13 protein-coding genes are annotated in these 15,949 nt (G+C 62.5%); 4 read left to right on the top strand and 9 right to left on the bottom strand.

What is annotated here, in order from left to right; genetic code table 11:
• Positions 1-445: 445 nt before the first annotated feature.
• The 8 genes from ORS3428_RS06520 to ORS3428_RS06485 form a co-directional block, all read right to left on the bottom strand.
• A complete protein-coding gene (locus ORS3428_RS06520) occupies positions 446-841 on the bottom strand; it encodes an ester cyclase (protein WP_071095644.1) in 396 nt (131 codons plus the stop codon).
• Between the two features lie 96 nt (positions 842-937).
• Positions 938-2,062, bottom strand: coding sequence for a DUF2333 family protein (locus ORS3428_RS06515; RefSeq protein WP_071095643.1), 1,125 nt, complete (start codon positions 2,060-2,062; stop codon positions 938-940).
• Between the two features lie 17 nt (positions 2,063-2,079).
• The gene (locus tag ORS3428_RS06510; RefSeq protein ID WP_071095641.1) at positions 2,080-3,378 is read right to left on the bottom strand and encodes a DUF6638 family protein; all 1,299 of its coding nucleotides are present in this window, start codon (positions 3,376-3,378) and stop codon (positions 2,080-2,082) included.
• A 67-nt stretch (positions 3,379-3,445) separates the two neighbouring features.
• Positions 3,446-3,856, bottom strand: coding sequence for an endonuclease domain-containing protein (locus ORS3428_RS06505; RefSeq protein ID WP_071095690.1), 411 nt, complete (start codon positions 3,854-3,856; stop codon positions 3,446-3,448).
• Positions 3,857-3,915: 59 nt separating this feature from the next.
• On the bottom strand, positions 3,916-5,820 hold the full coding sequence (locus ORS3428_RS06500) for an AAA family ATPase (protein ID WP_071095639.1): 1,905 nt from the start codon (positions 5,818-5,820) through the stop codon (positions 3,916-3,918).
• A 23-nt stretch (positions 5,821-5,843) separates the two neighbouring features.
• Positions 5,844-6,989, bottom strand: a complete 1,146-nt coding sequence (locus tag ORS3428_RS06495; RefSeq protein WP_071095637.1) for a hypothetical protein — start codon at positions 6,987-6,989, stop codon at positions 5,844-5,846.
• A gap of 34 nt (positions 6,990-7,023) precedes the next feature.
• A complete protein-coding gene (locus ORS3428_RS06490; RefSeq protein ID WP_071095636.1) occupies positions 7,024-8,112 on the bottom strand; it encodes a hypothetical protein in 1,089 nt (362 codons plus the stop codon).
• Between the two features lie 330 nt (positions 8,113-8,442).
• A complete protein-coding gene (locus tag ORS3428_RS06485; protein WP_071095634.1) occupies positions 8,443-9,054 on the bottom strand; it encodes a thymidine kinase in 612 nt (203 codons plus the stop codon).
• 232 nt (positions 9,055-9,286) lie between these two features.
• Between ORS3428_RS06485 and ORS3428_RS06480 the strand changes: the two genes are divergently transcribed.
• From ORS3428_RS06480 to ORS3428_RS06465, 4 genes are all read left to right on the top strand, one after another.
• Complete coding sequence (locus ORS3428_RS06480; protein ID WP_071095688.1) at positions 9,287-10,222, top strand: choline ABC transporter substrate-binding protein; 936 nt, start codon at positions 9,287-9,289, stop codon at positions 10,220-10,222.
• A 220-nt stretch (positions 10,223-10,442) separates the two neighbouring features.
• Entirely contained in the window at positions 10,443-11,297 is an 855-nt protein-coding gene (gene choW, locus ORS3428_RS06475) for a choline ABC transporter permease subunit (RefSeq protein ID WP_071095632.1), read from the top strand.
• Positions 11,294-12,475: a choline ABC transporter ATP-binding protein gene (gene choV / locus ORS3428_RS06470; protein ID WP_071095630.1), complete on the top strand. Its 1,182-nt coding sequence runs from the start codon at positions 11,294-11,296 to the stop codon at positions 12,473-12,475. The genes choW and choV overlap by 4 nt, the downstream gene beginning before the upstream one ends.
• 108 nt (positions 12,476-12,583) lie before the next feature.
• A complete protein-coding gene (locus ORS3428_RS06465; RefSeq protein ID WP_071095628.1) occupies positions 12,584-13,621 on the top strand; it encodes an MBL fold metallo-hydrolase in 1,038 nt (345 codons plus the stop codon).
• 127 nt (positions 13,622-13,748) lie between these two features.
• On the opposite strand, the gene ORS3428_RS06460 is transcribed toward ORS3428_RS06465, so the two are convergent.
• On the bottom strand, positions 13,749-15,818 hold the full coding sequence (locus tag ORS3428_RS06460) for a BTAD domain-containing putative transcriptional regulator (protein ID WP_083355018.1): 2,070 nt from the start codon (positions 15,816-15,818) through the stop codon (positions 13,749-13,751).
• Positions 15,819-15,949 lie beyond the last annotated feature (131 nt).

Below are 15,949 nucleotides of genomic sequence, written 5' to 3'. Positions count from 1 at the left end.
GGTTTCTTCCGGGCGGCGCGCGCGATCTCGATGTCGGACTTCACTTCGGCCATGATGGCTTTCCTCTGGATTGGGCGGTGGAGGGTAGGGGTTCGATCATCGTGCATGCTCGAAACGCCGCCCGGACGCAAGGGCAAGTTCTAACCCTATCGCGGTCACGGCGTCAACTGTCATGCAACTATGTTTCCTAACAAGAAATAATATTGCTGTTCCCGATCGACCTTTCCGGGGTCTTTGGCGCCCGGTTGTTGCGCCGTATAGAAGCCAGAGCGGGGGTCGTTCCGCCGTCTTAAAACAGCCGCGCAATGCGCGAAAAGCGACAGAGGCCCGGCGTATGCCGCCCAAAGCTGCGCGATGGTTTTGGGATGGGCGACATGGCGCAAAAACGACTCGACCTACATCGCTCAAGGCTGCCCGAAACACGCGCTCCAGGCGGACGGCGGCATCAGATTGCGCCGATCTGGCGCAAGAGCCCCAGGCCGTCGAGCTGGCCGAAATGTTCGATGAGGAGATCGCCCTCGAAGCGATCGATGTGAATTGCGCCGACCGAGACGCGATTTCCACTCGGCTTGACGCCGTGGAACATGCCCGTATGCGTGCCCTGGAAGCGACAGCGCGTCACCACCCTGCCGGCATCGCTGACATAGTCGTCGATGACGTGATGAGCGTCGGGGAAACCAGCGAAGAATTCCGCCAGGGATTTTTGCCATTCATCCAAACCGACCGGACCGGCGCTGCCGAGATGAACCGCAAGATCGAGTGAAGCCAGGCTGGACAGCGTGTCCCAATCCTGCCTGTCGATGGCGGCGTAGAGGTCTCGAGCGGCCTCGCGGATATTCATGTCGTGTCCTCGCTGGCAATCGCATCTGCGCCTGAACGGCGACGAGACGATCAGGTTCCAGCCTGAACCCGAATTGGCACTGCGATGCCGACCGGACTACTGCGTGAGCACGTTGCTGATCTCGACCATGTTGGAGCGCACGCGCAGGATATAGAAGCCCATGGTCGTCAGGTGCGTCGGCAGCAGCCAGCCGTCCTCGCGCCCATTGGCGATGATGAAGGGCTGGATGCGCAGCGCCGAGACGAATTGCGCGTCCATCGTGTCCCACAAATTCTGCAGGTGCTTTTCCTTGATGACGTCGTCGAAGTCGGCCTGGGCGCCCTTCATCAGACCGTAATAGGCATAGAGCTGGCCGTAGGCGAACCAGAAGCGGTCGTCGGCGCGGAAGTCGAACCAGCCGGCATTGTGGTTCTCGGCGCGCTCCTTGAGGATGGCAGAGGTCGAGCCGATGTCGCTGGCGATGCGGTCGATATACTGTTTCAAATTGTCGGCGCGGGCATCGAAGGTCGCCTGGCAGGCGGTGAGGCGAGCGTTGAAGGAGCGCAGCTTGCGCACCGCGTCGCGGTAGTAGCTCGGCGTCGGCGTCTTGGGGCCAAACGGATTCAGGCCGAAATACCAGGTGTATTCATCAAACTGCAGATTGCCACGCGCGTCCTGCAGGTCGGCATCGATCTGCGAGGTGGTGCGCACGCGCCCGAGATTGTCGGCAAGCTCGGTCGCTGTGCGCCGCACCGCCTGGTTGATGCCGCGCTGGAAGGAGGCCTTGTTGTCCATCCACGGCGTGTGGTCCCAGTCGATGCCGAACAAGCCGAGCTTGTAGAGGACCATCGACGAGATCCAGGCATTCTGGTTGACGTTGAAGTCCGTCAGATCGGCGGCCACCTGCGCGATCCCGGAGTTGCCGCACGTCCTTGCGGTACTGGTGCCAGCGCCGGCCGAGACCTGCTCGCCGGCCGACACGTTGCGCGTCTCGAAGGTGTACTTGTCGACGTAGTTCGGATCGAAATTGTTCCACCACTGGGTGGCGTAGAAGAAATTGGCGTAGAGGCCGATCAGCACCAGCAAGGCAAGGCCGACCACGGCCTTGAGGATCCAGCCGCGCTTCCCGTACCAGCGGCCGCCCCACATGAACGGCCACAAGATGATGCCGATGACGAGGCCGATGCCGCGGCCGATCCATTGGAAAATCCGGGTGAAGAAATTCACGATCGGATCGAGCATGGCTGTTGTCGCCCCCCTCAGTCAGTCAAGCCATAGAGGCGCGCGCGGAACGCCGCCTTGTCCTTCAAATATGTGGTTTTCAGAACCTCCACAACATGCCTTCGCCAGGCCTCGCTGAAGCCGCCGAAGTCCTTGTAGAAGCCCGGTTTGTTGAAGACATAGCGCGAGACGAAGTCCTGCGGTACGAAGTCCGAGACCAGCTGGTTGGTGAGCCAGGCATCGGGGTGATCGGGCCTGGCGCGCACGACCAGGAAGCGCTGGCGCGGCGGAACGTCCTCGATCTTGAGATGGCCGAACTGAGCGATCTCGCGCTTGGCGGCGTTGAGGATGGGGAAGTTGGCGTCCTCGGCAATCAGGTCGGCATGGCGCTGGATCCAGGTCTGCAGCCAGACCTTGTCGACATCGGTCAGATTGCGGTTGGGCTCGGCGTCGCGGATCAACGCCCGCACCACCATCTCGGCGCGGTGCTCAAGGTAGCCCGAGGCCTCGATCCAGGAGGCGCGCGGCAGGTCCAGCCGGCCGGTGGCGGCAAGGAAGCGGAACACCTTGTCGGCGTCGTTGATCGACAGATAGCTCACCTGCCATGGCCGCGAGCGGCGGAAGCCCGGTGCCGCCGGGTCGCAGATCACCGTCGTCATATCAGGATCGACGAAGACGTAGAGCCCGCCGAAATGGCTGGTCCAGTAAGCGTTGTGGCGGAAGATCACCTGGTCCGGGACCAGCGCGTTCTCGCGGATGTCGCCGCAGACCTTGGCAAGATCGACCATGCGCTCAAGCATGGCCTTGTCGCGCCAGGCGTCGGGCTCCTGCTTCAGCCGGTCGACCAGCTTGCCGAGCTCGGCCGCCTTGCCCAGCACGTCCTCGGCCGACAGCACCTTGAACTCGACCTGGTTGATCGACAGCAGATCCTCGATGTCGTTGACCTTGGGGACGGAGTCCTCGATCTCGCCGTAGATCACGTCCTTGATGGTCAGCGCATCGATGGCGCGCCGGTTCTTCGACATGAACTCGAACATCAGCTGCGATGTATTTGAAAAGGCGGTGTGGACCACCGGCAGGTCGATCTGCGACGGCGTCAGGATGATGAAGCGGCGGTTGACCTCGTTGGGGTCGAGATAGTCGTAATCGCCGCATTCCTCGGCGATCTCGGGCGAGAAGCCGGTGCGGTCGATCTGGAAGCTTTTCAGCTTGGTGGGCTCGAGGCCGAAGGCGGCAAGCGCCTTGTTGTAGCGCTGGATGAGATGTGGCTCGTCGACAAGGAGCAGCCTGCCATAGATCAGCTCGTTGTCGCGTAAGAGATCGGGCTTTTTGGCCATTATTCCTTCTCCCCGTTCACGGGGAGAAGGTGCCCGAAGGGCGGATGAGGGGCGGCGCAGACGCTCATCATCTTTGCTCCGACGTGTCGGACGGCAGAAATTTCACATCGACACCAATCATCTTGCGATCCAGCCGACCATCAAGTGCTGCCGTGATCGTGTCCAGAACGTTCGTGCGGCTGGTCAAAACATCCGCATGCCAAACCCTCAATATCGACCAACCATTGGCATTCATCGTCTCATCCCTGTATCGATCATGAGAGCGACCTGCGTGCTGGCTGCCGTCGACTTCCACGACCAGATTGGCCTCACGGCAAGCGAAGTCTGCGAAATAGGGGCCAATCGGCAGTTGGCGAACGAACTTGTGGCCATTGAGTCGCCGTCCGCGCAGTTCATGCCACAGCTTTTCCTCGGCATCGTTCTCAACCTTCCGCAACTCGCGGGCTTTCGCTATCTTTGGCTCGTTTTTCCCACGCATGGCGCTGCCCCTCATCCGCCCTTCGGGCACCTTCTCCCCGTAAACGGGGAGAAGGAAGATCACCACAGGCCCTTCTTCTTCAGCTCCTCCATCTCGCGCGTCGCGCGTTCGCGCAGCCGCGCGTCACGCAGGAGCTTCTCGACGGCCGCGTCGTCGGACTTGTCGGAATAGCGGAATTCGGAATCGGCGTAGCGGTTGATCTCCTGCATGACCATATCCATCGAGAACGGCCCGCGCAGTTCCTCGATCATCGCCTTCTTGTCGTCGTAGCTCTTGTGCATGAAGGCTTCCGGCTTCTCGAACCAGTCGTCCGGCAGTTCGATGTCCATGGCGCGCATCTTGATGGCGTCGGTGACGTTCTTGATGGCGCGGCCGGTGAAGCGCGGCTCGGCGTCCTTGATCATGTGCAGATAAGTGYCGATATCGGCCAGGGTCTTGGGCGCGCCGTTCTCCTTCATGTAACGCTCATAGACCTTCATCAGCCCGTCTTCCTGCGGCTTCTCGTGCTCCTCATAGGCCTCGGCGACGGCGCGCCGGATCTCCTGCGCGGCATAGAGCTTGTGGTCGCCGAGCGGGATCTTGTGGTTCTTGCCGGCGAGCAGCACGAAGATGTCGATGTAGTCGTCGCGGGTCTGCGGACCGTCGACCAGCCAGCGGGCGCCGGCGCGCTGGCGCAGCGCATCGTCGACATTCTCGGGATAGTTGGAGAACATGCCGAAGGCGCAGTTGCCGCGCACCACGGTCGACGCGCCGGCAAAGGCGTCCATCAAAACACCGGTGATCTCCTGCTGGCCGGCCGACGCGCGGTCGTCGGAGCGGCGTGCCGCCACCTGGTCGATGTCGTCGATGGTGCCGAAGCCGATGACGCGCGGATTGAGCACATTGTTGATGAACTGCCGGCAGTTCTGCCCGGACTTGCCTTGGTAGGACGAGATCTGGTCGACGCCGAAATTCTCGTAGACGAAGGGATAGCCGGCGACCTGGCAATAGCCGTTGACGAGACCGGCAATCATCTGGATCAGCGTCGTCTTGCCGGTGCCCGGCGCGCCGTCGCCGATGAAAGTGAAGACAAAGCCGCCGAGCTCGACCAAGGGGTTCCGCTCGCGCTCGAAATCGTAGGCCATCAGCATCTTGGCCAGCCTGACCGACTGGAATTTGGCGATGTGGTTGCCAACGACTTCTTCCGGTTTCTTGAAAGTCATCACCAGCGGCTTGGCGCGCTTGCCGGGCGCGACGTCGAAACCGTCGAGGGTGAAGTCGTCGACGTCGATGCGGATATGGGCATTCTCAAACGGGCCGATGCCGTCGAAGCGGCCCTTGCGTGCCAACAGCCCGTCTATGGCGACGCGGGCGAAGGCGCGCGAGCGCGTCATCAGGTCGGCATCGTCCTTCGAGCCGGCGACCGCCTTGTCGAGCCCAGCCACGATCGACTTCACCGCGTCCTGCGGCGTGTCGAACAGGAAATCGGGTTCGGGAATGTCGTTCGGCGCCTCGCCGTCGCTGTCGATCAGCTGGAACAGGTAGGAGGCGAAGCTGAAGGCCGAAACATAGGCCGAGGCCGACAGCAGCTTCTTGAAGGTCGCGGCGTCGTCGCCCTCGAGCGGAGCGCGCGCATTCCGCGCCTGCAGGCTTTCAAGGTCGGAACCCTCGGCGAAGACGTCCGCTATGGCGAGCGCGATCGCTAGGCCGCGCCGCGCGCGATAGAGAAGCGTGTGCTGCGGTATGGTCATCAGCTGGTCGTCGGGATGGACTGCTGCGACCGTCTTGGTGAGCTCGACTTCGCGCGTGCGGCGCACCGAACCGACCGAGACGGTCGAGACGAAGCGACGATTGGTGCCGGCGAGCGCAGTGCCGGACTCGCGCGACGGATCCTCCAGCACGACGATGCGGGTGATGAAGCTCTGCGCGACTGCACGGTGCTTTTCAATGGCGGCTTCCGGGATCGTGGTCAGGCCGGTGTCCATAAGGATGCTCCGCGGTTTGACGGTCAGACGTCGCTGATGACCTGTCCGTTGGACAGGACGTGGACCTTGTAGCCGGAAAAGATCTTCTGCGCCTCGCCGGCGGCGTAGAGCGCCTGGTAGGCCTCGTGYGGGATCAGCGCGTGGTTTTCGTAGCTCGACACACCCTGGCGCACGGCTTCGAGGTCGTCGGTATCGATGAAGAATTCCTGCGTCGTCTTCTCGCTGGAGAACAGGCCCCTGCGGCCGKGCTTCTCGCCCTTGGAATAGACTTCCTGGATGGTCCAGGTGAGCAGCCAGGCATTCTCGGGCTTGCGGACCTTGGTCAGCACCTCGGTCACRGTCGAATTGTTCTCGGTGATCCCGGCGGAGTAAAAGGGGCCGAGCACCACCCGCCGAAGCTGCTTCGGATGCAGCGGCTCGAAGTCCTTGTCGAGATTGACGGCGATTGTCGCCGGCGACAGCGTGTAGGCCGAATTCTTCTCGGTAAAGTCGTCGAAGCGGTGAGCGAGTTCGGGGTTGAGCAGGCCGTCCACCGGAAGCGGAATGTCGACCCGTTCGTTGAGCCTGCCATTGCTGTCGACGAGCTGGCGCACCATGCTCTCGGAAGAGTCCTCGACCGTCACCATGTAGATCAGAGGCAGGTTGGCGCTGCCGTCGAACGAGGCCCAGTGGACGAGATAATAGGGCAGCAATGTCTTGGGATTGACCGAGACCTTCGCCGTCTGCGCCAGCATGAAGGGGCCGAAGGTCGCCTCGCTCTTGACGTCTTCCAGATAGAGCCGCTCGGCCATCGACTTCTGCAGTGCGGCGGGAAATTCCTTGTGGCGCAGGATGAAGTCGGCCATCTCCTCGCGCAACTCGCCGGCCTGCGGAATGTTGGCCAGGCGGCTATCTGCCTGGCGGCGGTCGTTCTCCAATTCGAGCAGGTTCTGGAAGACAGGATAGCCGCTCTCGRCACGCGAGATGCGGAACGTGTCCATGAAGCCGAGCCGGTTGCGCCAGCAGGCGAAGGACTTGTCCAGCCGGGCGATATACTCGGCGACGATCTTGGCGACGATGCCGTGCCGGTAGAGCGGCGAGCGGTCGTCGCGCATGAACACTTCCAGTCCGCTCAGCGCAGCCTGGATGGCGGAGAAGTAGCGGGCCGCGGCTTCATTTTCGGGGGTCATGGCACTGTCCCGGAGAAGAATGCCAGCACGGCGCCTACTGCTGCACGTAGTTCGCCGAGTTGTGCTTCTTCATCACCTCGTCGAAGCGGCGGGCGAAGGCGTCGTCGGCAAGCTTCTTGCGGCGCTGGATGTCGGCGCTGRCCACCATGTTCTTCTCGTGCATCTCCAAGAGATCGCCGATGTGCTTCTGCGAGGCGGCGCCGATGCCGGCCATCGTCTCTTCCGCGGTGTTATCGACCTGGCTGCCCAGCGTGTTGATCTTGTGGGCGACGTCCTGCTGGGCGGCAGTCTTCAGCGAGTCTTCCAGCGMCTTGTAAAGGACGATGCGCTGCTCGGTGTCGATGGTCAGCTTATTGATCAGCGTCGACTGCGCGGCGATCTGGTTGTTGAGTGAATCGACGAAGGTCTGGAACATCGAAGTGTAGCGCTCCAGCGTCTGGCTTTCGGCGAGCAGTTCCTGCTCCTTGGCCTGCTTCTCGTTGTATTCGGTCGCCATCTTCGAGCGCTCGCCTTCGAGCTCGGTGCGCTCCTTCTGGGTAGTGGAGGCGGCAATCTTGTTCTCGATGTCGAGCAGCATCGGGTTGAGCTCCTCGATGCGCTTCTGCACGGCCTCGAGATTGGCCATGGTCGCCTTGCGGCGCTCGATCACCTGCGAAAGGCTGGCCTCGGAGGTCTTGTAGCGCTGGTCGAGGATCTGCTTCTGGGCTTTCAGAATGCCGACGATGGTGTCGGATTTCGCGAGCAGCTCCTGCAGATTGCCGGCGAGCGACATGTTGCGCACRCGGTCGGTGCGCATGCGCTGCTGGCGCTGCTTGGAGAAGATGCCGACGARGTTTTCCCAGCCGGTATAGTTCCTCATGCTCTCGAATTCGGCGCCGAAGACGTTGGTGGCGTCCTCCAGCCCGATGATCAGGTCGGCGATGTTGCCTTCCATCACCTTCTGCYGTTTCAGCACGTCCTCGATGCGCGCATTCTCGATGTCGAAATTGGCGTCGCCGATCTTCTTGTCGGCCTGGGYAAGCGTGTCGAGCACGGTGCCGGACTGCTCGATCTTGGTGCGCATGTCCTGCACGACCTGCTTTGTCTTGGCAATTTCGGCATCGAAATTCTGCAATGTCGCCATTGGGGCCCTCCCGCTTCGGCGTCCGGTTTCGTCGCACGTGAAGGCGAATATATGTGGGGCTTCAAGCGATTGAAAGAAGCAAGACAAGGAGGGACGCCAAAACAAAAGAATTGCTTAGGTCCTTGAAAGACAAGGCAAGCATGCGCATGGCGCAAGTAACGCGCTCACCTTTCTAACAGCCTTAGCTGTTGGTCCTTAAGCTCTTGTTTTTACGAGCAAGCTGCGCCGCTGAAAGTGTCGCAAATCTCTTATGCCGGATCGCGTAAGTGGCGCATTCGCAAAGAGGTGGCAACCGGTTACCCGCTCGCAGGCGGCCGCGGGTTGCACGCCTCAGCTGCGGACAAAACCGACGAAGTCGTCGGGCGGGACCCTGCCCATTTCCTCTTCCCAGTGCCGGCGGCAGAGGGAGACATAGACATCCTTGCCGATCGCCACCTGATCGCCCTGTTTCGCCACCTTGCCGTCGGGACCAAGGCGCACGACCATAGTGGCCTTGCGGCCGCAGCGGCATATGGTGCGCACCTCGCGCAGGTCGTCGGCGATGGCAAGCAGCGCGCGCGAGCCGGGGAAAAGCTTGCCCTGGAAATCGGTGCGCAGGCCGTAGCACATGACCGGGATGTTCAGTCGGTCGGCGATGYGGGCGAGTTGCCAGACCTGTTCCTCCTCGAGGAACTGAGCCTCGTCGACGAAGATGCAATGCACTGTGGTGTGCTCGTGATGCTCGGCGACGCGGGCGAAGAGATCGTCGCCGTCGCGGAACATCTCGGCCTCCGCGTCCAGTCCGATGCGCGACGAGATCAATCCCTGGTCACCCTTGCGATAATGGCCGGCGACGAACAGCATCGTCGTCAGGCCGCGTTCGCGATAATTGTAGGACGCCTGCAACAGCATGGTGGTCTTGCCGGCATTCATCGTCGCGTAGTTGAAGTAGAGCTTTGCCATGGCGCCCTTTTAAGCCGACATGTCGCCGCGCGGGGAGGGGGCGCTTGCTCCATCCACCAAAATCAGTCTTGCCAGAAAGATCCCCGGCATGTCGCTGAATGGCCAGCGCGCGCCGTTGATCGTGATGTGGCGCCGCTTGAAACCACATCAAAATGGTGTTTGGCTCACGAAACAAGGCGGGCGGAAGATCCGTGACTTCGCGTCGCTTCAGAATTGCAATGGGAGAAAGTTCATGTCGCGTATGAAATCCTTCGTCGCCGGTCTCGGTCTGGCGGCGCTTCTGTCTACGACCGCCGCTYATGCCGGCGATCCGGCAAGCTGCAAGGCGGTGCGTCTCTCGGACGTCGGCTGGACCGACATCCAGGCGACCACGGGGCTGGCCTCGGTGTTGCTCACCGCACTCGGCTACGAGCCGCAAACGATCCAGCTTTCGGTGCCGGTGACTTACGCGTCGCTGAAGAACAAGGACCTCGATGTCTTCCTCGGCAACTGGATGCCGTCGATGACCAACGACATCAAGGACTACAAAGCCGAAGGCTCCGTCGAGACAGTCGGCACCAACCTGACTGGCGCCGGCTATGGCATCGTCGTGCCGAACTACGTCGCGGATGCCGGCGTCAAGACGCTGACCGATCTCGGCAAGTTCAAGGACAAGTTCAACGGCAAGATCTACGGCATCGAAGCCGGAAATGACGGCAACCGCATCATCCTCGACATGATCAAGAACCCGAAGGACAACCTGCAGGGCTTCGAGCTCGTCGAGTCCTCGGAAGCCGGCATGCTGACGCAGGCCGAGCAGTCGATGAAGAACAACGAGTGGATCGCCTTCCTCGGCTGGACGCCGCATCCGGTCATGGGCGCAATGAAGATCACCTATCTCGACGGCATGGGCGATAGCGGCTTCGGCGCCGCCACGGTCTATACCAACACGCGCAAGGGCTACACGACCGAGTGCCCGAATGCCGGCAAGTTCATCTCCAACCTGAAGTTCAATCTCGACATGGAAGGTGAGATGATGGACGCGATCCTCAAGGGCGGCGATCCGCAGACGGTCGCCACCGACTGGCTGAAGAAGCATCCGGACGCRGTGGCGCCCTGGATTGCCGGCGTGACCACCTTCGACGGCGGCGACGCAGCGGCGGCCATCAAGACCGCGCTCGGGGGCTGAGCCGGCTTGAGTTCGGCATGATCCTTGGAAGGGGCAGCCACTGGAAAAGGCTGCCCTTTTTCTTAAAGTGCGCGCGCTGACACGAATTCAAGAGACGCGCTTTAAGTCTTTGTTTTTACGCATGTCGCTTTCCAAGAACCGCTGCACATTTTCGGGCGACATGCGTTAAGCTGTGAGAAGATGACCGCCCGCCAAGGACGGCGCAGACCAAGAGGGGACAATGGATCCGATCTCGAAATTCCTGGTCAGCTACAAGATCCCCATCGGGTTGTGGGGCAAGGCCTTCTTCAGTTTCCTGACCGACAATTTCGACACGGTCTTCAGAGCCTTCTCGAACGGCCTGAATTTCATCCTCGACGGGGCGGTGGACCTGCTGCTGATGGTCCCGCCGGTGCTGCTCGCTCTGGTCGTCGCCATCATTGCCTGGTTCCTGCAGCGCTCGCGCCCGCTCGCCATCGGCGTATTTGTCGGCCTCATCTTCATCATCAACCAGAATCTCTGGAAGCAGACGGTGCAGACGCTGGTGCTGGTGGTTGCTGCCGCGGCCATGGCCATGATCATCGGCGTGCCGCTCGGCATCTGGGCCGCGCACAAGCCGAAGGTTTACCGCGTCATGCTGCCGGTGCTCGACTTGATGCAGACGCTGCCGACCTTCGTCTACCTGATTCCGGTGCTGACGCTGTTCGGGCTTGGCAACGCGCCAGGCCTCATCGTCACGATCATCTTCGTCATTCCGACCGCGGTCAGGCTCACCCATCTCGGCATCGTCTCGGTTCCGAAGGCGATCATCGAGGCGGGCGAGTCCTTCGGCGCCACCAAGAGCCAGTTGTTGTGGAAGGTCGAGCTGCCCTCGGCGCTGCCCACGATCATGGCGGGGCTGACCCAGTCGATCATGCTGTCGCTATCGATGGTGGTGTTCGCGGCCCTGATCGGCGCCGGCGGTCTCGGCACGGAAATCAACCGCGCGCTGGGCTCGCGCAAGATCGACCTCGGGCTTGAGGCAGGCCTCGCCATCGTCGTGCTCGCCATCGTGCTCGACCGCATGACCCGCATCGGCGTTGGAGGCAAGAAATGACCGTCGCCGTCGATTTCAAGAATGTCGACATCGTCTTCGGCGCCGATCAGACGGAGTCGCTCGCGCTGATCGACAAGGGCGCGACCCGGGCCGAGATCCTCGAAAAGACCGGGAATGTGCTGGGCTGCGCCGGGGCCAACCTCACTGTCCATGAGGGCGAGATCTCGGTGCTGATGGGGCTTTCGGGCTCGGGCAAGTCGACGCTGCTCAGAGCCGTCAACCGGCTCAACATCGTGTCGCGCGGCCAAGTGCTGGTCAAGGATGGCGATCGCACGGTCGATGTCGTCACCTGCGACGAAGCGACCTTGCGGCGGTTGCGGCAGAAGCAGGTGGCCATGGTGTTCCAGCAGTTCGGCCTGCTGCCGTGGCGCACGGTTGAGGAAAATGTCGGCTTCGGCCTGGAGCTTGCCGGCGTGCCGGAAGCCGAGCGCAAGATACGCGTGCAGAAGCAGCTCCAGCTCGTTCATCTCGACCAGTGGTCAAAGAAATACGCGCATGAGCTTTCGGGCGGCATGCAGCAGCGCGTCGGCCTCGCCCGGGCCTTCGCCACCGAGGCGCCGATCCTTTTGATGGACGAGCCGTTCTCGGCGCTCGATCCGCTGATCCGCACCAAGCTGCAGGACGAGCTGCTGCAACTGCAGGCGGAGCTGAAGAAGACCATCATCTTCGTCAGCCACGACCTCGAGGAAGCGCTGAAGATCGGCAGCCATATCACCATCATGGAAGGTGGACGCATCGTCCAGACCGGCGCGGCGGAAGACATCGTGCTTCGCCCCGCCAACGACTATGTCCGCGACTTCATCGCCAATGTGAATCCGCTCTCGGTGCTGACGGCGTGGAACGTGATGCGCGACCGCCGCGATCTCGAACAGGGCGAGAACGGCTGGGTGTGGCTCGACCGGCGCAAGACGACGCGTTTCAAGATCGACGAGCATGGCCTGGTGGCGGCGGCCGAACGCGACGGCAAGCCCGCAGTGTGGGTATCCTGCGCCGATGTCGAGGGCCAGCCGGATGAAGCGAGGCAGGTGTTCTGGGYCAATCCCGGCACGCCGCTGAAGACGGTGATGCTGGCTATGYATCGCTCGCAGACGGCTCCCGTGGCGCTGTTCGACGAGCGGTCGCGCTTCGTCGGCGCGATCGGCATCCGGGACGTGCTGAGCGCGGTGCTGAGGCGATAGAAGCTCGACCTTTGCAACAAGAATGCGGTGTTCGCTGGCGGGCGCCCCAAGCTTGTTCTAGACTTGCCCGACGGCCAGGCCATGRCGGGCAGGTGCAAGGGGCAATCAATGATCTTCCGTCAGCTCTTCGATTCCGTTTCGGGCACCTATTCCTATCTGCTTGCCAGCCGTCGCGGCGGCGAGGCGTTGATCATCGATCCGGTGCTGGAAAAGGTCGAACGTTATCTGCAACTGGTCAACGAGCTCGACCTCAGGCTGGTCAAGGCGGTGGACACGCATCTCCATGCCGACCATCTCACCGGCCTTGGCGCGCTGCGCGACAAGACGCAATGCGTGACCGTGATGGGCGAGYAGACCAAGGCCGACGTGGTGTCGATGYGGCTTGCCGACGGCGACAAGCTCGCGATCGAGGGGCTGGCGCTCGACGTAATCTATASGCCCGGCCACACCGACGATTCTTACAGCTTCGTCCTGCCGGATCGGGTGTWCACCGGCGACACGCTGCTCATCCGCGGCACCGGCCGCACCGACTTCCAGAACGGCGATCCGCGCCAGCAATATGAATCGATCTTCGGCCGCCTGCTCAGGCTTCCCGACGAGACGCTGATCTTTCCCGCRCATGACTACAAGGGCGAGACCGTGTCGACGATCGGCGAGGAAARGGCCTTCAACCCGCGCCTGCAGKTGAAGTCGGTCGACGAGTATGTGAACATCATGAACAATCTGAAGCTCTCCAATCCGAAGATGATGGATGTGGCGGTGCCCGCCAACATGAGGGTGGGATTGCACCAGGACGACATCGCCAGCCGCGGCTGGTCGGTGACCRCCGAAGAGGCGCTGGGGCTGATCGGGCGGCCGGATGTGGCGCTGATCGACCTGCGCGAGCAGTCCGAGCGGGAACGCCACGRCATCATCCCCGGCGCTATCCATCTGCCCTATGYGCGGCTTCAGGAAAACATCGCCCCCGGCGGCATGCTGCATGAGCTGGCAAGATCAACCAGCAGGCAGATCCTGTTCTACTGCGCCTTCGGCGAGCGCTCGGCTATGGCGGTGCAAGCGGCGCAGGATGTCGGGATTTCGAGCGCCCGCCACATCCAGGGGGGCATCGATGCCTGGAGGAAGGCCAGCGGCCCGCTGATGCACTAGGTTGTGCTGCCGGTGCTCACGGACCAAAAGTTCCGCTGCGCGCCGGTTCTCGAAAAACGTCGTTTTCGACTCGGCCCGACCTGAACCCCAACACAACCAGCCCTGCCGCCAACCAGGGATCGGCCGCTCAATTCAGTCCGATCCGCGTCGCGCCTCTCCGGAACAGGGCTTCCGCGTCGCGATCGAAGCGGAAGGTGGCGATGAAGTCGTCGGCGCGGTAGTCCGGCAGCGCGTTGCGGATCGCGGCGGCGAAATTTCGAGCCTCGTCCTGGCGACCGGCGAGCGCCAGGCAATGCGCGGCGATGGCCAGGATGATGACATGGGCATTGGGGCGCGCTGCAGCCTTGAGCGCCCATTCGGCGGCCTCGTTGAATTCACCCAATCGTGCATGGGCCATGGCACGCGCGCCCATCATGCCGAACAGCAACGGGTCGAAGGGGCTGAGATGGCGTGAATGATCGGACGAGCCGATCGCCGAATGCGGATCGCCCGACTGAGAGTGCACGAATGACAACGCATAGTGGCCGAGCGCGAAGTTCGGACTGAGGTCGACGGCCTTTGCCAGTTCGAGCAGCGAGCCGTCCTGGTCGCCGCGCAGCCACAAGGCGCGGCCCATCGCCCAGTGCGAGGCGGGGTTGCGGTCATCGACGAGAAGGCTGTGGCCGGCATTTTCGAAGGCAAGCGCCGTTTCGCGGTCGCGGTCGCCCCAGCGCTGGAAGGCGCTCTGCCAATGGGTGAAGGATAGGCCCGTATAGGCCCGGGCGAAGGTCGGGTCGAGCTTCAGGGCCTCGTTGAAGAAATGCTGCGCCAGTTCGTTTTCCTGGCGGGTGAAGCGGTACATGTGCCACAGGCCGCGATGATAGGCTTCCCAGGCGTTGAGCGAATTGGGCGCCTTCAGCATCGCGCGGTTGCGCTCGACCGTCGCGACCTCGGCGGCGATCGAGGAGACGATGCTGTTGCCGATATCGTCGAGGACCGTGAAGATTTCGTCCGGCCGGTGCTCAAAGGTCTCGGCCCAGACGATCCTGGCGGTGCRCACTTCCACCAGCTCGACCGAGACGATGATGCGGCCCCGCAGATTGCGGACCGAGCCTGTCGCCACATAGTCGACATTGAGGCGGCGTCCGGCATCGTCCGGCGCAATATTCTTCTCGGCCAGAGCAAAGACCGAGYCGCGGGCGATGACGAAGAAATCGCGCAGCTTGGCGAGGCGCGTGATGATGTCGTGGGTCAGGCCGTCGGCCAGTCCGCCGCGAAAACCGCCGGCGCCGGCGTCTTCGGCAAAGGGCATCACCGCCAGCGAAGCCCGGCGTGTCGCAGCCGCTTCGGCTTCGACGGGAGCGCTCGATGCCTGCATCGCCCCGAACGGCATGGACCGAGYGCATGGCGTCGGGCCGGAATGTCGAGCCCTGATCTCCAGCCATGCCTCGCGCAAGGGAGTGAAATCCAGCTCCTCGGAGTGAAAGAGCCCCGCCGCGGTGGCAAGATGCTCCTCGCCGGCTCCGATCTGACCGCGCCGCGCGAGGTTTTCCAGCAGCGCCACATGCGCGCGCCCGTCGAATGGCGCCAGTTCCAGCCATTTGTCGATATAGGTCGCCGCCTCGTCGGCTTCCGGCGGGAGGAGGCCGATGATGTGCTCCAGAACGGCGACATGGCAGGAACTGAAACGGCGGCGCTGCGCGGTCAGCCAGCTGCCGAAATGCGGACTTCTGTCGAGTTCGAGACCGTCAAGGAAATCGCCGGCGAAAAGTTGCAACAGCGTTCGCAACTGATCGAGGCTCAATGTGTCGATACCTTCGGCCACCTTCGCGGCCGCCTCCACAGCGTCCACGCGCAGATCGGCAAGGCGCAGCGCAACGGTATCGCCTTCGGTCTCGACCCTGCGCAGGTCCGGCTCGTCGAGTGCGGCGCGAAGCTTGCTCAGGCACCAGCGAAGCTCGCCGCGTGGGTCGTTCGGGACGTCCCACAGAAGCTCGCAGAGCCGGCTGCGGCTGACGGGGTGTGGGGCGAGCGCCAGATAGGCCAGCAGCGCGCGCAGCTTGCGGGACGCGGGCATTGTTACCGGAACGCCGTCGCGCGCGATCACAAGCGGTCCGAACAGCCGGATCGACAGGCCGGCCGTGTCGCCGCTCAGGCTCGATCGGGCGGATTCCACGCGCGATTCCACGCTCGCTCCCACGCTGACCAATCGCCACATGTTCTATCACCAAACGCGACAGGGCGCATCCGGCAGCGGGCTGTCCGTGCCGGATGCTGCCGTTGCCGAATTGCCGGCAGGTCAAACGAAACTAGCGCGGCAAAGTGTCGAAACCGCRCCGCCGAAGCCGC

The organism is Mesorhizobium sp. ORS 3428, from assembly GCF_001854785.1.
GTDB lineage: Bacteria > Pseudomonadota > Alphaproteobacteria > Rhizobiales > Rhizobiaceae > Mesorhizobium.
Note: the sequence above shows the minus strand (reverse complement) of the source record. Positions and strands in the feature narration are given on the sequence as shown.